Source organism: Hymenobacter sp. PAMC 26628, from assembly GCF_001562275.1.
In the GTDB taxonomy this organism is placed as follows: Bacteria; Bacteroidota; Bacteroidia; order Cytophagales; family Hymenobacteraceae; genus Hymenobacter.
On the sequence record NZ_CP014304.1, the window covers coordinates 4,581,163 to 4,600,802 of the forward strand.

A 19,640-nucleotide genomic window follows, 5' to 3' on the forward strand; every position below is an offset into this window, starting at 1 on the left:
GCAGCCGCCGGGCGGGGCCGTGCTTCTTTGTATTTAATAGCAATACCCTATGGACGCTGCTGCGCCCTTGCCCTGGCGCCACCGCCCGGCCGTGCTCCTGGCCCTGGCCGGGGCCGTGTACGCGCTGGTGTCGCTTGTCAACCACTACAATTTCCGCACGGCGGCGCTCGACCTGGGCCTCGCCGCGCAGGTGGTGGGCGACTGGGCGCACCTGCGCGCGGCCAACACCAGCCTGCTGATTGATTCGCCGCCGACCAATTTTCTCTCCGTCCACTTCAGCCTGACGCCGGCCCTGGGCGTGCCGCTGTACTGGCTGGTGGGCGGCGCCTGGGCCCTGCTGCTGGTGCAGCTCGGCGCCGTGTTGCTGGGCGGGCTGGGCGTGTGGCGCTACGCCCGTGCCCAAGGGGCCAGCGGCGGCGAGGCTCAGTGGGCCCTGGCGTTTTTCAGCGTGCAATGGGGCCTGTTGTCGGCGTTGGGGTTTGATTACCACGACAATGTGGTGGGCGCTATGGCCCTGCCATGGCTGGCGCTGTGGGTGACGCAGGGCCGCTGGGGCCCGGCAGCAGCGGCGGGCGGGCTGCTGCTGGCAAGCAAAGAGAACATGGCCCTGTGGCTGGTATTTGTGCTGCTGGGCCTGGCCTGGCAGCACCGCCGCCGCCGGGGCGTGGCGGCGGGCCTGGGGCTGGCCGCGGCGGGGGCCCTGGGTTACTTCCTGCTGGTTACGCGCTGGGCCATGCCGGCGCTCGACGTGGCCCACCGGCCGTTTGGGCAGGCGGTGCGCTACCAGCAGTGGGGCCCCACGGTGCCCGCGGCGGCAGCCAACCTGCTGCGCCACCCGGCCCTGCTGTGGCAGGCGCTGTTCCAAAACACGCTGCCCGACGCGGCCTACAACTACATCAAGCTGGAGTTTTGGCTGGCGCTACTGTGCTCGGGCGGGCTGGCGCTGCTGCGGCGGCCCTGGTACGCGCTGATGCTGGCGCCCGTCATTGGCCAGAAGCTGCTGGCCAACGACCCGGCCTTGTGGGGCATCAACTCGCAGTATTCCATTGAGTTTGCCCCGGTGCTGGCCCTGGCCCTGGCCGATGCCCTGCGGCACTGGCCCGCCGGGGCCCCGGCGCGGCGGCGCGCCTGGCAGCTGGCGCTGGCTGGCGCGGCCGCCTTCACGCTCGTCACGCTCTACACCCGCCAGAGCAAGTGGTACGACCGCACCGCCACCAACTTCCTCACCGGCCGCCACTACCGCTCGCCCTACGACCGCGGCGCGCTGCGGGCCGCCCTGGCCCGGCTGCCGGCCGAAGGCGCGGTCAGCGCGCAGTCCAACCTGACGCCCCACCTGTCCGCGCCCCGGCGACTCTACCTATTCCCGGCGCTGCGCGACGCCCAGTTTGTGGTGCTGCTGCGCCAGCCCGACGAGGCCGCCGCCTGGCCCCTGCGCCCCGAGCAAACCCCGCAAGTATTGGCCCAGTTGCGCCAGCGCCCCGACTTCCGGGTGTTTTTCGAAGACGCCCAACTCGTCATCTTTGCCCGGCGGGGCCCCGTGCGCAACCCGGCCGAAGTACTCCAGTTTTAGCTGTAGCGGCGTCCGTTGAATTAGGTGAGCGCTGGCGGGCTCGCCGCCCTACTGGCTCTGGCTGGTAGGATGTCACTATTAATCGAAATAATTTCACGCCTGGGACCCGCCTTGGCGAAGTCTAACGCTTGGCCGCCGGGGCCCCGGCGGCAACCCGCGCGCCGCCTTACCTTTGCCCGCGCAAACCCACTGGCCCGCATGCCCCACGCCGCCCCTGATTTTTACGCCCACCCCACGGCCGTGCTCGACGAAGGCTGCCAGATTGGGCGCGGGAGCCGCGTGTGGCACTTCTGCCACGTGTGCGCCGGGGCCGACATTGGGGAGGACTGCAACCTGGGCCAAAACGTGTTTGTGGCCGACGGCGTGATACTGGGCCGCAACGTGAAAGTGCAAAACAACGTGAGCCTCTACGGCGGCGTGGTGTGCGAAGACGACGTGTTTCTGGGCCCCTCGGTGGTGTTCACGAACGTGAAAAACCCGCGCAGCGCCGTGCCCCGCCAGGGCCCCGGCCACTACCAAACCACGCACTTGGCGCAGGGCGCGAGCGTGGGGGCCAACGCCACCATCCTGTGCGGGGTGCGGCTGGGGCGCTACGCCTTCGTGGGCGCGGGCAGCGTCGTCACGCGCGACGTGCCGGCCTACGCCCTGGTGTACGGCAACCCCGCCCGGCCCCAGGGCTGGATGAGCGCCTACGGCCACCGCCTGCGCTTCGACAAAAAGCACCGCGCCACCTGCCCCGAAAGTGGCGAAACCTACGAGCTGAGCGCAGACGAGAAGACCGTGCGCCCCCTGCCGGCCACCGCCGAAAAACCGTCTAATTCCCGCTAGTTATCCCTTCTATTTTAGCCACTTACCACTACCGCAACGTGTACGACCAATTATTGCGCAAGGAGGCCACGCTGGCCGTTATCGGCCTCGGCTACGTGGGCCTGCCCATCGCCCTCGAATTTGCCAAGCAGCTCAAAGTCATTGGCTTCGACATCAACGCCGGCCGCATCGCGCAGATGCAACAGGCCATCGACCCCAGCGGCGAGCTGGAGGCCAAGGATTTTGCGGGCTGCGACATCACCTTCACCGACTCGCTGGAGGTGCTGCGGCAGGCGCAATTCTACATCGTGGCCGTGCCCACGCCCATCGACGAGCACGCCCAGCCCGACCTCAAGCCGTTGCTGGGGGCCTCCAGCTCGGTGGGCAAGGTGCTGAAGAAGGGTGATTACGTGGTGTTTGAGAGCACCGTGTACCCGGGCTGCACCGAGGAAGACTGCATTCCGGTGATGGAAAAGCTCTCGGGCCTGAAGTTTCCGAACGACTTTAAGGTGGGCTACTCGCCCGAGCGTATCAACCCCGGCGACAAGGAGCACACGCTGCGCCGCATTGTGAAGGTGGTGAGCGGCAACGACGCCGAGGCCCTCGACACGGTGGCCAAGGTGTACGAGCTGGTGGTGGACGCCGGCGTGCACCGCGCCAGCAGCATCCGGGTGGCCGAGGCCGCCAAAATCATCGAAAACACCCAGCGCGACGTCAACATCGCGCTGATGAATGAGCTGTCGATGATTTTTGACCGCATGAGCATCAACACCTACGAGGTGCTGGAGGCGGCCGGCACGAAGTGGAACTTCCTGAAGTTTAGCCCCGGCCTGGTAGGCGGCCACTGCATCGGCGTGGACCCGTACTACCTGACCTACAAGGCCAAAGAGCTGGGCTACGACGCCAAAGTCATCCTGAGCGGCCGCACCACCAACGACAACATGGGGGCCTACATCGCCCGCAAAACGGTGCAGATGATGATCAAGAAGGGCAAGGACGTGGCTAAGAGCCGCGTGCTGGTGATGGGCGCCACCTTCAAAGAGAACGTGGAGGACATCCGCAACTCGAAGGTGGCCGACGTGATTCAGGAGCTGAAAAACTTCTCGGTGAACGTGGACATCGTGGACCCGCACGCCGATTCCGACGAGCTGCTGCACGAGTACGGCTTCCGCTTGACGGCCAACGACGACATTCGCACCGACTACGACGCCGTGATTGTGGCCGTAAGCCACAAGCCTTACGCCGAGAAAGACGAGGCCTATTTCCAGTCCATTACGACTGACAACGCCGTACTGGTCGACATTAAGGGCCTGTACCGCGGCCGGATGCAGAACCTGCACTACTGGAGCCTATAGCTTAGTTGCCAGTTGGCGGTTGTCAGTTATCAGGAGATGCTTCGCACAACTTAACCAACGAACCTAACAACTGACAACCAATAACTAACCACTAGATATGAAAAAGATTCTCGTCACCGGCGGCGCCGGCTATATTGGCTCCCACACGGTGGTGGAACTGGCCCAGGCGGGCTACGAGCCCGTCATCGTCGACGATTTCAGCAACTCGAAAGAGTCGGTGCTGGCAGGGTTGCGCGCCATTCTGGGCCGCGACGTGCCGTGCCACCACATCGACTGCGGCGACGCGGGGGCCCTGCGCCAGGTGTTTCAGAAGGAGGGCAACATTGCGGGCGTCATCCACTTCGCGGCCTTCAAGGCGGTGGGCGAATCGGTGCAGAAGCCGCTGGCCTACTTCCACAACAACGTGGGCTCACTACTGACGCTGCTGCAAGTGATGCCCGAGTTTGGGGTGGAGAACCTAGTGTTCTCGTCGTCGTGCACGGTGTATGGCAACCCCGACGCGCTGCCCGTGACGGAGGCCACGCCCACCAAGCCGGCCACCTCGCCCTACGGCCGCACCAAGCAGATGTGCGAAGACATCGTGCACGACGTAGCGGGGGCCAGCAGCAACAAGCTGCGCACCATCCTACTGCGCTACTTCAACCCGATTGGGGCCCACGAATCGGCCAAGATTGGCGAGCTGCCGCTGGGCACGCCCAACAACCTGGTGCCGTTCATCACGCAAACCGCCGCGGGCATCCGCGAGAAACTGACGATTTTCGGCAACGACTACGACACGCCCGATGGCACCAACGTGCGCGACTACATCCACGTGGTGGACCTGGCCAAGGCCCACATTGTGGCCGTGCAGCGCCTGCTGGATAAGAAAGCCGCCGAAACCGTCGAGACCTTCAATGTAGGCACCGGCCACGGCAACACGGTGTTGGAAGTGGTGCAAACCTTCGAAAAGGCCAGCGGCCAAAAGCTGAACTACGCCATCGGGCCCCGGCGCCCCGGCGACGTCCCCGCCATCTACGCCGACGCCACCAAGGCCGAAACCGTGCTCGGCTTCAAGACGACGACCTCGCTCTTCGACTCGCTGGCCAGCGCCTGGAAGTGGCAATTATCATTGGGTAAATGAGTGAATGAGTGAATGAGTGAATTGGCAAATGGCGCCAACAACCCCTCGTTCGCGCACTCACTCATTCACTCATTCACTCATTCACCCATTCATTCATTGACGATATGAAACTCATCATTACCGGCGGGGCCGGCTTCATTGGTTCGCACGTGGTGCGGTTGTTCGTTACAAAGTACCCCGATTATCAGATTATTAACCTGGACGCGCTGACCTACGCGGGCAACCTGGAAAACCTGCGCGACATCGAGGGGGCCCCCAACTACCGCTTCGTGAAGGGGGACATTTCCGACCAGGCCTTCATCGACGAGCTGTTTGCCCGCGAGGAGCCCGACGCCGTGATTCACCTCGCCGCCGAGAGCCACGTCGACCGCAGCATCACCGACCCGATGGCGTTCGTGAAGACTAACGTCATCGGCACCGTGAACCTGCTGAACGCAGCCCGCCAACTCTGGCAGCCGGGCGGCTACGCCGGCCACACCTTCTACCACGTGAGCACCGACGAGGTGTACGGCTCGCTGGATTTCGGCCCGGAGATGTTCACCGAAGAGACTTCCTACGACCCCCGCTCGCCGTATTCGGCCTCGAAGGCCAGTTCCGACCACTTCGTGCGCGCCTGGCACCACACCTACGGCCTGCCCATCAAGCTCAGCAACTGCTCGAACAACTACGGCCCCAACCACTTTCCCGAGAAGCTGATTCCGCTGGCCATCCACCGCCTGCGTACCGGCCAGCCGGTGCCGGTGTACGGCAAGGGCGAAAACGTGCGCGACTGGCTCTTCGTGAAGGACCACGCCACGGCCATCGACGCGGTGTTTCATAACGGCAAGCTGGGCGACACCTACAACATCGGCGGCGTGAACGAGTGGCAGAACCTGAAGCTCATCGAGCTGCTCTGCGACGTGGTGGACCAAAAGACCGGCCAGGGCCCCGGCACCTCGCGCCAGCTCATTAAGTTCGTCACCGACCGCGCCGGCCACGACATGCGCTACGCCATCGACAGCAGCAAGATCATGAACGAGCTGGGTTGGAAGCCGTCCGTCACCTTCGAGCAGGGCCTGGCCCAAACCGTGGACTGGTACCTCGCCAACGAGGAGTGGCTGAACAGCGTAACCAGCGGCGCCTATCAGGACTACAACACCAAGCAATACGCTGGCCGCTAGCGCGGTCAATTAAAAATTAAAAGTTAGCAATTAAAAATTCTGCCATTTAACCGGTCGAAACTGCTGAAGCAATTTTTAATTTTTAATTCATAATTTTTAATTCAACAACGTGTACGATACCCCTTTCCACGACCGGCCGCTGTCGGATACTACGTTTCTCGTCACCGGCGGCGCAGGCTTCATCGGCTCGAACCTGGTCGAATACCTGCTGAAGTACGGCGCCAAAAAGGTGCGCACGCTGGACAACTACTCCAACGGCTTCCGTAAAAACCTGGCGCTGTTCGAGGGCAACGGGGCCCTGGAGATTGTGGACGGCGACATCCGCAACGCCGAAACGTGCGCCGCCGCGTGCGCCGGTGTGGACGTGGTACTGCACCAGGCGGCGCTGGGCTCGGTGCCGCGCTCCATCAAAGACCCGGTACTGGCCAACGACGTGAACGTGGGCGGCTTCGTGCAGATGCTGACCGCCGCCAAAGACGCGGGCGTGAAGCGGTTTGTGTACGCCGCCTCCAGCAGCACCTACGGCGACCACCCTGGCCTACCCAAAGTGGAGGACCGCATCGGCAAGCCGCTCTCGCCCTACGCCGTCACGAAGTACGCCAACGAGCTGTACGCCGATGTGTTCGGCCGCACTTACGGCATGGAAATCATCGGCTTGCGGTACTTCAACATCTTTGGGCCCCGGCAAGACCCGGGCGGAGCTTACGCGGCCGTCATTCCGCTGTTCATCGACGCCATTTTGGAAAACCAGGCCCCCACCTTGAACGGCGACGGCGGCCAGACCCGCGACTTCACCTTCGTGGAGAACTGCGTGCAGGCCAACATCCGGGCCGCTCTCACGACCAATCCCGGGGCCCTAAACCAGGCGTACAACATCGCCGTGGGCGACCGCACCTCGCTGGTGCAGATGTACGACATCCTGCGCGAGGAAGCCGGCTCGGACCTCGCGCCCACCTTCGGCCCCGACCGCGCCGGCGATATCCGCGACTCGCTGGCCGACATCAGCAAGGCCGGCAACCTGCTCGGTTACGCGCCCCAGATTCGCATCCGCGAGGGCTTGCAGCAGACGCTGGACTGGTTCAAGGCCAACCAGGAATTCATCAAGGAGCGCAATTAACGCGCAAAGCTTTAGCGCAAAGTCTCGCGAAGCTTGCGCTAATATTCTTGATTGATAAACTCTTAGCGAGACTTAACTCTTAAACTCAGCGAAACTTCGCGCGATATGAAAGGCATTATCCTCGCCGGCGGCTCCGGCACCCGGCTGCACCCTCTCACCCTGGCCGTCAGCAAGCAGCTGATGCCGGTGTACGACAAGCCGATGATTTACTACCCGCTGAGCATTCTGCTGATGGCGGGCATCCGGGAAGTACTGATTATCACCACGCCCCACGACCAGGCGCAGTTCCAAAAGCTACTCGGCGACGGCAAAAACCTGGGGTGCGACTTTCAGTACGTGGTGCAGGAGGTGCCCAACGGGCTGGCACAGGCTTTCGTGCTGGGGGCTGATTTCATCGGCCAGGACAGCGTGGCGCTGGTGCTGGGCGACAATATTTTCTACGGCGCGGGCCTGGAGGAGCTGCTGAAATCGAACAACAACCCCGACGGCGGCGTGGTGTACGCCTACCACGTGCACGACCCCGAGCGCTACGGCGTGGTGGAGTTCGACGCCAACAAGAAGGCCCTTAGTATCGAGGAGAAACCGGCCAAGCCCAAGAGCAACTATGCCGTGCCGGGCCTGTACTTCTACGACAACAGCGTGGTGGAAATCGCCAAGAACCTGGAAATGAGCCCCCGCGGTGAGTACGAGATTACCGACGTGAACAAGGAATACCTGCGCCGCGGCAAGCTGAAGGTTGGCATCCTGAGCCGGGGCACGGCCTGGCTCGACACGGGCACCTTCGAGAGCCTGATGCAGGCCGGCGAGTACGTGCGCGTGATTGAGCAGCGCCAGGGCCTGAAGGTGGGGGCCATTGAGGAAGTGGCCTACCGCCAGGGTTTCATCACGGCCGACGAACTGCGGGCCCTGGCCCTGCCCCTGCGCAAGAGCGGCTACGGCGACTACCTCCTGAACCTGCCCGAGCAGCTGGTGCTGGGCGCGCAATAGGGCCCCGGACCCAGGAAAAAGTGGCCGAAAGCCGCGGTTTGGCCAGCGCTGGCGCGCGGCCGGGCCGCGGCTTTTGCCTAAATTAGCAAGGCTAAAACGTGTCCTATCTATCCTGCGCGCCCTTATTGCGCGCTTTTATGTTCGCGGCGGTATTATTCGCCGAACACCTATGAAAATTCCCGTTTTTTCTTTTGCCCTGGTGGCGGCCCTGGGGCTGGGGGCCCCGGCGGCCCGGGCGCAGCACGCGCTGTGGGCCAGCAAAGTGACGGCGGTATCGTCGCAGAAAGCATCGGGCAAGGAGGCCTTTTCGCCCGAGCAGGTGCTGGGGGCCCCCAACGCGTTGCCGCTGGGCCAAATCAGCGACAAGGCCTGGATTCCGAAGAAGGAAGGCCGTGACGAATTTGTGGAGGTGCGCTTTGCCCGCTCGGTGCTGGCTCAGCAGATTACGGTGGTCGAGAACTTCAACCCCGGCGCCGTGACGAAGATTGAGCTCATCGACACCCACGGCGAGCACCACGAGGTGTACACCAACGACAACCCGGGGCCCCTGCCCGACTCGTACCGCACGCTGGAAGTGAAAATTGCCCCGGCCAAGCCGGCCTACCGCACCATTGGGGCGGTGGTGCACCTGAACACGGCCAAGGTGGAGGGCGTGAACCAACTCGACGCCATCGGCGTGGCCGATGTGACGCAGACCATGGTGAAGAAGGACTTCAAGGCCCCCGACGCCGACGCGGCTGGCGTGGCCCGCTTCGACTCATCGCTCGTGAACCTGGGGCCCTCCGTGAACAGCCAGTACGTGGACACGCACCCGGTGATTTCGCCCGACGGCCGCACCTTGTACTTTGCCCGCCAGAACCACCCGGGCAACATCGGTGGCAAAAATGACCCGCAGGACGTGTGGTTTTCGACCCTGCAAAGCGCCAGCGCCAAAACCTGGGGCCCCGCCAAAAACATGGGTGGCCCCGTGAACACCGCCGGCTTCCCGAACGGCCTGGCCTCGGTATCGGCCAATGGGCAGCGCCTGCTGCTGCTGGGCCACTACACACCCGAGGGCCTGGTGCCCAAGGGCCCCAGCACGTCGGAGCACCGCCCGGGCGGCTGGTCGCAGCCGACCAACGTGGACATTGAGGACTTTTACAACAACGACGACGAGCACGCCGATTACTTCCTGGCCACTTCGGGCAAGGCCCTGCTGCTGGCCGTGGAGCGCACCGACGGCCTGGGCGAGCAGGACTTGTACGTGAGCTTCCCGAAGCCCGGCCCCCCCGGCCAGCCCGTGACGTGGACGCGCCCGCGCAACCTGGGGCCCAACGTGAACACCAAAAAAGCCGACTTCGCCCCCTTCCTCGCCCCCGACGAAAAGACGCTATACTTCGCCAGCGAAGGCCGTGGCGGCTACGGCAAGTCGGATATTTTCTACTCCAAGCGCCTCGACGACACCTGGACGAACTGGAGCCCGCCCCGTAACCTGGGCAGCGTGGTGAACTCGCCCGATTTTGACGCCTACTACACCGTGTCGGCGGCCGGCGACGATGCCTATTTGGTGTCAACGCGCAACGGCACGGCGGGCTCGAAGGACATTTTTCGCATCGCCCTGGCCCCCGCCTTCAAGCCCGAAGCCGTGACGCTGGTGCGCGGCCAGGTGCTCGACGCGGCCACCAAGAAGCCCATCAAGGCCATAATCCACTACGAAAACCTGCTGACGGGCGAGGAAATCGGCACCGCCGAATCCGACCCCACCGACGGCTCCTACACCATTGTGCTGCCCAGCGGCGTGCAGTACGGCTACCGCGCCGAGGCCGCCAACTACATCGCCGAAAACGCCAACCTCGACGTGACGGCCCGCGACAAGTACTCGGAGCAAACCCAGGACCTGTTCATGGTGCCCTTTGCGGTGGGCCAAACGGTGAAGCTCAACAACATCTTCTTCCAGCAGAGCAAGTACTACCTGCGCACCAACTCGTACCCTGAGCTGGCGCGCCTCGTGCGCATCATGCGCGACTACCCCACGGTAGAAATCAAAATCGGCGGCCACACCGACAACCAGGGCGACCCCGCCCTGAACTTGAAGCTGAGCCTTGACCGCGTGAACGAGGTAAAAAAATACCTGATTGGCAAGGGCATCACGCCGACGCGCATTACCACCGAGGGCTACGGCGGCAGCAAGCCCGTGGCCAGCAACGACCAGGAAGATACCCGCGCACTCAACCGCCGGGTAGAATTCACCATCACGAAAAAGTAGCCCAGGGGCCCCAGGCCTAAGCCAAAACGGCCCGTTGCACTAGGTGCAGCGGGCCGTTTGAATTGGCAGCTAATCTACTACGGCAGATTACTTATCCTTTTTGGTCAGGTTCTTACCTAAGTCTTCTACTTGCTTGAGGAAGTCGTCGATGTCGGTATCGGCGTACACGCCGTAGGCGGAGGCAATGGTGCCTTTCACGCCATCAGTCGCCTCAATGGCGTAGAGGATGGATGTGTCGTCAGGGTTGCTTTCGCCCTCGAAGCGGTAGAAGTCCACGATGGTCACCTCGTCGGCGGTATAGCTGCGGTTGGAGCTGGGGTCGAGGGTGTGCAGGCGGCCGTCGGTCACCTTGAAGTCGTGCGTGTAGCCGTCCTTGGTGAGCTTATTTTCGACGTTGACGAGCGAGCGTTCTTCTTCTTTGTCTTGCATGGCGCGGGGCGTAGGGGTGAGAAAAGCCCCGCCGGAAGGGCAGCGGCTACCCGGCTATACGGGCCCCGGGCCGCCCGGGGTTTCCCCCCAGGGGCCCTAAATATTCAGGGCCCGGCCTTAGCGCCCGGCGCGGGCCGCGATAGTGCGCTCCAGGCGGTCCACGTCGATGCCGCCGCAGGCGCCGCAGCCCTTGGCGCAGCCCACTTGCTCCTTCGAAAAGAAGGCCCGCCACGCCCGGCGGCCTAGGAAAAACAGGGCCCCCAGCACGATGGCAGCCACAAGAATGTATTGAACTAGCATAGCATTTTGGAAACGCTGGGGCCTTAGCAAAAGTTTGCGCCGGGGCCCCGGGTCACGTTTGGGGCGGGCGTGGTGAGTTGAGAACCTGCTTAATTCAGGGGAGATATGAGGGCCATCACTTTTGAGAGGCAAGCACCACGGAATACCACGTTGCGGTATCAGTTGCCGATACCTTGGTGTTTTTTTTCATGAACAAGCGCTGGGCATCTGTTTTGGTGAGCCATACCGGCGACGAGTTACCTCTTCGGTTTTTAATATCGGCCAAGTCAACGCTTCTGTGAACGACGCTGTAAGCCACGTAACGACCCGATTTGACGAAAAGCAAAGTGCAGTTGAAATCATCCAAGCTTTGGCCGTATACCTGTTCGCTTACCGCTCCATAATTACCTATTGGCAAATCTATTACCACTGACCTCGACACGTACGGCTTTGCTACTAGGAAGGAATCCCACAGCGTAGTGAAGCCTTGGCACAGTGTGGATTTGGACAAGCTAAGCAGCGTATCGGTGGCCAGGGCAGCAGCGTAATTGGGCGGAAACAGTTGCGCGGCCGGGTACTGCTGCACCGGCGCAGAACAGCCCCCCAAGCCCAGCAACAGGCCCACACCCAATAGGATAGCACCTACCCGGCACGGGCAACGAGGAACCAGCAAGACGTTCATAACAAGAAAGTAATGAGCATTAGCCCGGCAAAATTCTGCCTCAACTCAACCATCCCGGGGCCCTCCCGCTACGCCCAAAACTCCCGGATTGTGGCCTGCATCTCGTCGTGCAAGTGGCCGTTGCTGGCCACTACTTCGCGGCCGAACAGCGGGTCGCCGTCTTCCAGGAACTGGGTGACGCGGCCGCCGGCTTCGGTGACGAGCAGCAGGCCCGCGGCCACGTCGTAGGAGTTGATGTTGAACTCGAAGTAGCCGTCGAAGCGGCCGGCGGCCACGTAGGCCAGGTCGGTGGCGGCCGAGCCCATGCGGCGCAGGCCGTGGGTGCGCTGCATGTAGCTGCCCAGCACTTGCAGGTATTTGTCGAGCTGAGCGAACTTGGTGTAGGGGAAGCCAGTGGCGATGAGCGAGTTGCCCAGCTTGGGGGCATCCGTCACGTGCATTTGGTCTTCGTTGCAGAAGGCACCGTGGCCCTTGGCGGCGCGGAAGCTCTCGTCGCGGTTGGCCTCGTGCACCACGCCCACCACCAGCTCGGGGCCGTGCAGCAGGGCCACGCTCACGGCAAACACGGGCAGCGAGTGGATGAAGTTGGTGGTGCCGTCGAGCGGGTCGATGATCCAGGTGAACTCCTGGGTTTCGTCGGGGGCCCCGGCGGTGCCTTCCTCGGTGATGAAGCCGGCGGCGGGCAGGATTTCGCGCAGGCCGGCCACCAAGCGGCGCTCAGCACCCTGGTCCACGTAGCTCACCATGTCGTGCAGGCCCTTGTTCTCTATCTTATTGGGGTCGAAGGTTTTGGCTTCGTGCAGGATGAACTGGGCAGTTTCGCGGCAAAGCGCGGCTACTTGGTGCGAAAGGGCGAGGTAATCGGTCATGCTTGAATGTTAGGATATTAAGGCGCAGAAAATGGTCTGACTTAGAACGTCATGCAGGGCACAGCGGAGCATCAATACCGCTGACTAATTCATTGGTTACTGCTGCGGGAGAGATGCTGCGCTGCGCTCTGCATGACGTTCCTGCGATTGGTTTTTGGGTTCTGCAAAGGCCCGGGGCCCCGCGAAGGCGTGGGCGATGACCCAGCCGAGCAGCAGCAGGGCCAGGGCCTGGCAGCCGCGGCCGATGTACTCGCCCACACGGGTATAAAAGGTCAGCTTGTCGTTCAGGTGTACCGTGGCGCGGCTGGCGGTGGGCACCCAGGTGGGGGCCAGCTGCGTGAGGGTGCCCTTTTGGTTGATGAAGCCGGTGAAGCCCGTGTTGGCGGCGCGGGCCAGGTCGCGGCGGGTTTCGATGGCGCGCAGGGCCCCCAGGCGCAGCAATTGGCGGTAGCCGGGCGTGTCGTACCACCAGGCGTCGTTGGTGGCCAGGCCCAGCAGGTTGGCGCCGCCGCGCACGTATTGGGCGGTGAAGTCGCCGTAGATGGACTCGTAGCACACGAGGGGCCGCACCACCAGGGCGGGGGCCCCGGGCACGCGGAACAGCGTGGTTTCGGGCACCGTGCCGTAGCTGCCCACGTAGCCGCCCAGGTCGATGTGGCTGATGAGGGAAGTGAGAAAAGTGGGGACTTTCTCGACGCCCGGCACCAGCCGCTCCTTGTGGTAAAATTGCACCGGGGCCGTGGCGCTGGCCAGGTAGGCGGCCGTGTTGCACACGTCGTAGTAGCCGAGGTCGTCGCGGTAAAGGGCCGTTTCGGTGGCCGCTTCCTTGCTGGGGTAGGTCACGATGCTGGTCATGCCCGTGACGAGGGCCACGCCCGGGTGCTGCCCCAGCCAGGCCCGGATGCGCTGGATGCGGGGGTAATTGTTGATAACCCTTTCCTGGTAATGGTCTGCCAGGCTGGTTTCGGGCCAGAGCACGAGCCGGGTTTGGGGCGTGAGCTGCTGGGTGCTGAGGGCCAGCAGCCGCGTGAGCTGCTCGTCGTAGGAAACGAAGTCGGGCGCGTCGGCAAACTTCTCGGTGTAGGGGTTGATGTTGGGCTGCACCACCACTACCTCGGCCCCGGGGCCCTGCTCTTGGTAGGTGGCGCCGATGGCGTAGGATAGCGCCAGCGGCAGAATTATCGCCAAAGAAGGTACTAGAAACCGCCGGCCGGCGGGCCGCACGCCCACTAAATCAGCAGGCCCGGCTACCACAGCCGAAGCGGTTCCAGCGGCAAACCCCAGCGTTCTTTTATCAATCAACGCAAAGAATATCAATAGATTGACTACCCAAACCCACACCGAGCCGCCCAGGAAGCCGGTGTACTCGTACCACTGCACCCACTGCGGTACGGCGGCGAAGCCGTTGCCCAGCGTGAGCCAGGGCCAGGTAATGTCCCAGCGCAGGTGCAGCTGCTCAAACGCAATCCAGTAGATGGGCAGCGTGAGGTAGCCGATGCGGGGCCCCAGGCGCTTCTTGGTTTGGCGGAAGGCCATGAGCGGCAGGCACATGAGCCCCGCGTTCAGGACCACGGCAGCGATGCCAGCGGCCAGGTCGGCGTAGCTCACCCACCAGGTGGTGCTGGCGTTCCAGAGCAGCACAAACAGGTAGGTGCCGGCAAATACGCGGCCCTTGCGGGCCCCCTGCTGCGTGAAGCGGTGCTCCATGAACAGGTACGGCACCCAGCCCACGAACAGGCCCAGGGGCCAAAGGGTGGCGCTGGTGGACCAGCCGGTCCAGAGCAAGGCGGCGCCCAGCACGGCCAGCGCGGCGGGGTGGGCCGCGGGGCTAATCTTCGCCAAACTCGTCGGGGCCAAATTCGTCGGGGCCAAATTCGTTGGGGTTATTCGCTTCGTTTCCAAGGGATTCGTCTACTTCGTTTTCTTCGCCGCGGGCGTAGCGGCCGGCCTTGCCAGGGCGGGCAGGCGGGGTGGGGTTGCCGGCCACCACCAGCACAATTTCGCCCTTGATGGCGGCCCGGGCCCCAAAATCGGCGGCCAGGCTGGCCAGCGTGCCGGTCACGGTTTCCTCAAACAGCTTGGTCAGCTCGCGGCTGACGGAGGCCGGGCGCTGGGGCCCCAGCACTTCGGCCAGCTGAACCAACGTTTTCACCAGCCGGTGCGGCGACTCGTAAAAAATCATCGTCCGCGGCTCGGGGGCCAGCTCCAGCAGGCGGGTTTGGCGGCCTTTTTTCACGGGCAAAAACCCTTCGAACGTGAACCGCTCGGCCCCGAAACCCGACTTGAGCAGGGCCGGCACCAGGGCGGTGGGGCCCGGCAGGCACTCCACGGCCAGGCCGCGGGCCAAGCACTCGCGCACCAGCAGGAAGCCGGGGTCGGAGATGCCGGGCGTGCCGGCGTCGCTCACCAGGGCCATCTTTTCACCTTTTTCGAGGCGCTCCAGCAGGCGCGGCACTTGCTGGTGCTCGTTGTGGAGGTGGTAGCTGAGGAGCGGTTTTTTCAGGCCCAGGTGCTGGAGCAGGCGGCCGCTCACGCGGGTGTCTTCGGCCAGCACCAGGTCGGCCTCGCCCAGCACGCGGATGGCCCGCAGGGTAATGTCCTCCAAGTTGCCGATGGGCGTGGGCACGAGGGTAAGGGCGGGGGCGTCGGGCATAGAGGCAAAGGTACAGGCGGGCCCCGCGTTGGGGCCCCCTTACAACCCAAACCGGCTAACCGTAGTACACCCTTCTCCCACCCGCTTTGCTTTCAACTTCATTTTTCCACTGCCATGTCCGTCGACCCCAACAACCGCCCCATCCGCGTCATCAACGACGACACCACCGATGAAGAAATGCGCGCTGGCCACCACATCCCCAACGCCGACCCGCCCAAGAACGAGGCGGCCCGCGGCGGCTTCGGCAACCGCGACGGCAAGCAGGGCTTCGGCTCCGACACGGCCGGTGGCTCGACGGCCCTCGGCGTGAACGAGGACGCTGATTCGATGAGCCCGCCCGCCGATAACATGCGCTCGGACGACGAAGGCCGCAACGCCCGCGCCGACCAAGACCTGCCGGCCCTCGAAACCTACAACGACGACCCCGACCTAGTGGCCGTGCACAACCCCGGCGGCCCCGTGGACGAGCTCGACGCCGATGACCGCCGCAAAGGGCCCGACGAGATGGAAAACCCCAAGTCGCGCGTGGGCATGGGCGAAATGGAGCCCAAACCTATCCAGCCCATCACCGGCACCGATACCAACGCCGAACTGACCGACTTTAACGCCACTGACACGGCCATCGACCAGTAGCCTTTTCGTTGCCAGTTGCTTGTTGTCAGTTATTAGTTTTTTTACTGGACGGCCGGATAACTGACAACGAGCAACTGTCAATTACTCTTTTCTCACCTAACTCACTTCTGCCATGCCTACCCACCACAACAACCAGAAGGACAGCGAGAACCCCGACAAGCGCAACCTCGAAGGCCACCCCAAGGCCGACGCGCTGCCGGTGGACGATTTCAGCGAAACCGAGGAAGACCAGTTGGAACAAGATGCGCTGGATGCCGGCACCACACACCCCAACCGCGGCCACGACAAGCCCAGCATCGACAAGACGGCCTACGATTAGTATTGCCTTTCCAAGTATAGAAAGAGCCTCGCCCTACCCGGCGGGGCTTTTTTGTCATTCCGAGCGCAGCGAGGAATCTGGGGGCCCTAGTTCAGATTCCTCGCTGCGCTCGGAATGACACGTTGCACGCGGAATACCTGCGGCGGAATCACCCTACCCAATCAACTCCGCCACGATTTTGGCTGAGAGCAAGCACAGCGGAATGCCACCGCCGGGGTGCACCGAGCCACCGCAGAAGTACAGCCCGTCGAGCCGGCCCGAGAAGTTGGGGTGGCGCAGGAAGGCCGCCAGCGGGTTGTTGCTAGAGCTGCCGTACAGGGCCCCGCCGGACGACGAGGTATCGGCGGCAATGCCCGGCGGCGTCCAGATTTTTTCGGCTTTGATGAGCGGCTCGATGGCCACGCCCAGGGCCCCGGACAGCCGGGCCAGCACGAGGCGGCGCGTTTTCTGGGTGAGGGCGTCCCAGTCTTGGCCTTCGTCGTGGGGCACGTTCACCATCACGAACCAGTTTTCGTGGCCGGCCGGGGCGTCGGCGGGCGTTTTTTTGGAGGTGACGTTGACGTACACCGTCACGTCGTCGGCCACGGTTTTGCCCTCGAAAATGGCCTTGAACTCCTGTTGGTAATCGTTGGAAAAGAAGATGTTGTGCAAGTCCAGCTCCGGGAATTCGCGGGCGATGCCCCAGTAGAAAATCAGCGCCGACGACGAGCGGGGCTGGGCCAGGGTGCGCTCGGGCGCGGGTTGGGTGGGCAGCAGGCGGCGGTAGGTAGGCATTACGTCCATGTTGCTCACCACTAGGCCGAAATCGTACACGTCCTGGGCCGTGCGCAGGCCCGTGATGTGCTTATCGGCCACCAAAATCTCCTTCACCGGCTCATTGAACCGGAACTGCACCCCAAATTCTTCGGCCAGCCGGTGCAGGCTTTCGGCAATGGCGTAGATGCCACCCACGGGGTAGAACGCGCCAATGCCGTGCTCGAGGTGCGGAATCATGCTCAGCGTGGCGGGGGCCTGGTACGGGTCGGAGCCGTTGTAGGTGGCGTAGCGGTCGAAGAGCTGCACCAGGCGCGGGTCAGCGAAGGCTTTGGCGTGGCGCTGGTGCATGGTGCCGAGCAGGCCCAGCGCCGGCAGGGCCCCCACGGCCTTCAGGGTTTCGGGGCTGAGGTAGGTACCGGCCTTGTGCAGCGACTTGTGCAAAAACGTGCCCGCCGTGGCGTCGTACGCCCGGCCGCTGCGCGCCAGAAACTGCGTGACGGCGGCAGCCGGGGCCCCCAGCTTCTCCTCCACTTCGGCGGCAAACTTATCGGCCTCGGCCCAGGCCGCCAGGCGGGTGCCATCGGCGAAAAAGTAGTTGGTAATCGGGTCCAGCCGCTCGTAGCGGAAGTAGTCGGCCGGCGCGCGGTGGGCCAGTCGGAACACGTCATCCACCAGCTGCGGCAGCGTGAAGAGCGAGGGCCCCGCGTCGAAACGGTAGCCGCCGGACAGCTCAAACTGGTGCATTTTGCCGCCAAACGAGGGCCCCGCCTCGAACACCGTGACGGCGTGCCCCGCCACGGCCAGCCGCGCGGCCGCGGCCAGCCCCGCCACCCCCGCCCCGATGACGGCCACGGGCTGTTTAATGTCCGCTGCTTTTTGCCGTTTTGCTTCCGTTTGTTTCATCCAAACACGAACAAATTATTGCGCCAATGGATAAGCCTTCACAAAGAAATTATGCGCGCAACGGTAGCACTGGTCAGGTCAAACTTCAGTGATTTGGGACGATAAATTGGACTCTCAATGCCAATTATTAGTTGGTCATCAAATTCTTCCAACTGCAATACGCTAAATTTTTCTTCAAAAAGGATCAACTCACAACGGGTTATTGCGACGACTCCGAGGCAAGCTTTACGCCCGCCGGACAAAGACAATTGCCATATGGGTAAGGCCACGTAGTTGCCCTGCCGCTGCCAAACCGGTGGGCCGCCGCAAGTCTCGTGCAATAGCACTTCTGTACCGTCTGGCCGCACCCAAAAGCAGGGCCCCGATAAGGGACCACCCATGGCTATTTCGGTCAAACTTTCCGTTTCATAGCGCAGGTATTGCAACCCATCGGGTGCATAAAATTGCCTGCTGTCGCCAGAAAAATCCCACGGACTGGCGAAGGTTTTCATTGCTACCACCTGGGCTACTATTCCACGGCCAGCACCAGCCCTTTCAGGTACGCGCCTTCCGGGTGGAAGAGGCTGACGGGGTGGTCGGCGGGCTGGGTGAGGCGGTGCAGGATGCGGGCGGGGCGGCCGGCTTCGATGGCGGCGGCCAGCACCGCCCCTTCAAATAGCTCCGGGCTAACCACTTGCGAGCAGCTGAACGTGAAGAGCAGCCCGCCCGGCGCCAGGTGCGCAATGCCCGAGGCGTTGAGGCGCTTGTAGCCCATGAGGGCGGCGTGGCGGGCCCCCATGTGCTTGGCGAAGGCGGGCGGGTCGAGCACGAGCAGGTCGTACTCGGCGGGGTGGTTTTTGAGGAAGCCGAGCACGTCGTCGGCGTAGGCGGCGTGGCGGTCGGCGTGGGGGGCCAGGGCGGCGTTGCGCTCGGTGAGGGCAATGGCCTTTTTGCTGGAATCGACGGAGTGCACAACCTCGGCCCCGGCGGCCAGCGCATACACCGAGAAGCCACCCGTGTAGCAGAACGTGTTGAGCACGCGCCGGCCAGCGGCGTAGCGGGCCAGCAGGGCCCGGTTATCGCGCTGGTCGATGAAGAAACCAGTCTTCTGGCCAGTTTCCCAGTCGATGGCAAACTGGTGGCCGTTCTCGGTCACGAGGTGCTCGGCGCCGGTGCTTTCGCCAAACAGGTAGCCGTTCTGGGCGTCGGGCACGGCGTTGCCGGGCACGGTTTCGGCGCTTTTGTCAAAGATGGCGCGCAGCTTATCGCCGAACACAACGCGCAACGCGTCAGCTATTTCGGGGCGGGCGCGGTACATGCCCACGCTGTGGGCCTGCACCACGGCCACGTCGCCGTACACGTCGATGATGAGGCCGGGCAGGCCGTCGCCCTCGGCGTGCACCAGGCGGAACACGTTGGTGTCGGCCGCGCCGGTCAGGGCTAGGCGCTGGCGCAACTGGTAGGCATTGCCCAGCTTCCGCACCCAGAAATCGGGCGTTGGCAATTCAGACTCGGTGCCAAAATCGAGCATGCGCACGGCAATGGAGCCGCCGCCCGAAAAGTGGCCCACGCCCAGCAGCTCGCCGTCGGCGGCTTCTACGCGCACGGCATCGCCCTCGCCCGCGTCGCCCCGGAGGCGGGCAATGGCCCCCGAAAACACCCAGGGGTGGCGGCGGCGCAAGGAGTGGTCTTTTCCGTTTTTGAGGACGATGGTGGCAGGAGTTAGCATAGGCCCGCAAAGTTACGGCCTGTCCTGTGCCAACTTCGCGGCGCCGCT

19 protein-coding genes are annotated in these 19,640 nt (G+C 63.5%); 10 read left to right on the plus strand and 9 right to left on the minus strand.

What is annotated here, in order from left to right; all coding sequences use genetic code 11:
- Positions 1 to 49 precede the first annotated feature (49 nt).
- From AXW84_RS19855 to AXW84_RS19890, 8 genes are all read left to right on the plus strand, one after another.
- Positions 50 to 1,570 (plus strand): DUF2079 domain-containing protein, encoded by a 1,521-nt coding sequence (locus AXW84_RS19855; RefSeq protein WP_068237402.1) that lies wholly within the window; start codon positions 50 to 52, stop codon positions 1,568 to 1,570.
- A gap of 198 nt (positions 1,571 to 1,768) precedes the next feature.
- The gene (locus AXW84_RS19860; protein ID WP_068237404.1) at positions 1,769 to 2,398 is read left to right on the plus strand and encodes an acyltransferase; all 630 of its coding nucleotides are present in this window, start codon (positions 1,769 to 1,771) and stop codon (positions 2,396 to 2,398) included.
- 38 nt (positions 2,399 to 2,436) lie between these two features.
- The gene (locus tag AXW84_RS19865; protein WP_068237406.1) at positions 2,437 to 3,732 is read left to right on the plus strand and encodes a nucleotide sugar dehydrogenase; all 1,296 of its coding nucleotides are present in this window, start codon (positions 2,437 to 2,439) and stop codon (positions 3,730 to 3,732) included.
- Between the two features lie 97 nt (positions 3,733 to 3,829).
- Positions 3,830 to 4,852 (plus strand): UDP-glucose 4-epimerase GalE, encoded by a 1,023-nt coding sequence (gene galE, locus AXW84_RS19870; protein WP_068237409.1) that lies wholly within the window; start codon positions 3,830 to 3,832, stop codon positions 4,850 to 4,852.
- Positions 4,853 to 4,956: 104 nt separating this feature from the next.
- Positions 4,957 to 6,012: a dTDP-glucose 4,6-dehydratase gene (rfbB, locus tag AXW84_RS19875; RefSeq protein WP_068237424.1), complete on the plus strand. Its 1,056-nt coding sequence runs from the start codon at positions 4,957 to 4,959 to the stop codon at positions 6,010 to 6,012.
- Between the two features lie 109 nt (positions 6,013 to 6,121).
- Positions 6,122 to 7,129 (plus strand): SDR family oxidoreductase, encoded by a 1,008-nt coding sequence (locus AXW84_RS19880; RefSeq protein WP_068237428.1) that lies wholly within the window; start codon positions 6,122 to 6,124, stop codon positions 7,127 to 7,129.
- A 105-nt stretch (positions 7,130 to 7,234) separates the two neighbouring features.
- Complete coding sequence (rfbA, locus tag AXW84_RS19885) at positions 7,235 to 8,116, plus strand: glucose-1-phosphate thymidylyltransferase RfbA (protein ID WP_068237431.1); 882 nt, start codon at positions 7,235 to 7,237, stop codon at positions 8,114 to 8,116.
- Between the two features lie 169 nt (positions 8,117 to 8,285).
- Positions 8,286 to 10,361 (plus strand): OmpA family protein, encoded by a 2,076-nt coding sequence (locus tag AXW84_RS19890; RefSeq protein ID WP_068237436.1) that lies wholly within the window; start codon positions 8,286 to 8,288, stop codon positions 10,359 to 10,361.
- An 87-nt stretch (positions 10,362 to 10,448) separates the two neighbouring features.
- Here the strand turns inward: AXW84_RS19890 and AXW84_RS19895 are convergent, their stop codons facing one another.
- From AXW84_RS19895 to rsmI, 6 genes are all read right to left on the minus strand, one after another.
- On the minus strand, positions 10,449 to 10,790 hold the full coding sequence (locus AXW84_RS19895) for a hypothetical protein (protein ID WP_068237438.1): 342 nt from the start codon (positions 10,788 to 10,790) through the stop codon (positions 10,449 to 10,451).
- 117 nt (positions 10,791 to 10,907) lie between these two features.
- Positions 10,908 to 11,090, minus strand: coding sequence for a FeoB-associated Cys-rich membrane protein (locus AXW84_RS19900; RefSeq protein WP_068237441.1), 183 nt, complete (start codon positions 11,088 to 11,090; stop codon positions 10,908 to 10,910).
- Positions 11,091 to 11,205: 115 nt separating this feature from the next.
- Positions 11,206 to 11,751, minus strand: coding sequence for a hypothetical protein (locus AXW84_RS19905; RefSeq protein WP_068237444.1), 546 nt, complete (start codon positions 11,749 to 11,751; stop codon positions 11,206 to 11,208).
- A 68-nt stretch (positions 11,752 to 11,819) separates the two neighbouring features.
- Positions 11,820 to 12,620 carry an inositol monophosphatase family protein gene (locus tag AXW84_RS19910; RefSeq protein WP_068237446.1) on the minus strand — a complete coding sequence of 267 codons (801 nt, stop codon included), beginning with the start codon at positions 12,618 to 12,620 and terminating at the stop codon, positions 11,820 to 11,822.
- A gap of 96 nt (positions 12,621 to 12,716) precedes the next feature.
- Positions 12,717 to 14,462, minus strand: coding sequence for an apolipoprotein N-acyltransferase (gene lnt / locus AXW84_RS19915; protein ID WP_071892349.1), 1,746 nt, complete (start codon positions 14,460 to 14,462; stop codon positions 12,717 to 12,719).
- A complete protein-coding gene (gene rsmI, locus AXW84_RS19920; protein ID WP_068237449.1) occupies positions 14,449 to 15,273 on the minus strand; it encodes a 16S rRNA (cytidine(1402)-2'-O)-methyltransferase in 825 nt (274 codons plus the stop codon). The genes lnt and rsmI overlap by 14 nt, the downstream gene beginning before the upstream one ends.
- 114 nt (positions 15,274 to 15,387) lie before the next feature.
- Between rsmI and AXW84_RS19925 the strand changes: the two genes are divergently transcribed.
- Both AXW84_RS19925 and AXW84_RS19930 read left to right on the plus strand, forming a co-directional pair.
- Positions 15,388 to 15,906 (plus strand): hypothetical protein, encoded by a 519-nt coding sequence (locus AXW84_RS19925; protein WP_068237452.1) that lies wholly within the window; start codon positions 15,388 to 15,390, stop codon positions 15,904 to 15,906.
- 112 nt (positions 15,907 to 16,018) lie between these two features.
- Positions 16,019 to 16,225 (plus strand): hypothetical protein, encoded by a 207-nt coding sequence (locus tag AXW84_RS19930; protein ID WP_068237455.1) that lies wholly within the window; start codon positions 16,019 to 16,021, stop codon positions 16,223 to 16,225.
- 153 nt (positions 16,226 to 16,378) lie between these two features.
- On the opposite strand, the gene crtD is transcribed toward AXW84_RS19930, so the two are convergent.
- From crtD to AXW84_RS19940, 3 genes are read right to left on the minus strand one after another with little or no spacing between them, the layout of a single operon-like run.
- Positions 16,379 to 17,884, minus strand: a complete 1,506-nt coding sequence (gene crtD, locus AXW84_RS19935) for a 1-hydroxycarotenoid 3,4-desaturase CrtD (protein ID WP_068237458.1) — start codon at positions 17,882 to 17,884, stop codon at positions 16,379 to 16,381.
- 38 nt (positions 17,885 to 17,922) lie between these two features.
- Positions 17,923 to 18,375: a hypothetical protein gene (locus AXW84_RS25215; protein WP_157887139.1), complete on the minus strand. Its 453-nt coding sequence runs from the start codon at positions 18,373 to 18,375 to the stop codon at positions 17,923 to 17,925.
- A 17-nt stretch (positions 18,376 to 18,392) separates the two neighbouring features.
- Positions 18,393 to 19,592 (minus strand): class I SAM-dependent rRNA methyltransferase, encoded by a 1,200-nt coding sequence (locus AXW84_RS19940; RefSeq protein ID WP_068237462.1) that lies wholly within the window; start codon positions 19,590 to 19,592, stop codon positions 18,393 to 18,395.
- Positions 19,593 to 19,640 lie beyond the last annotated feature (48 nt).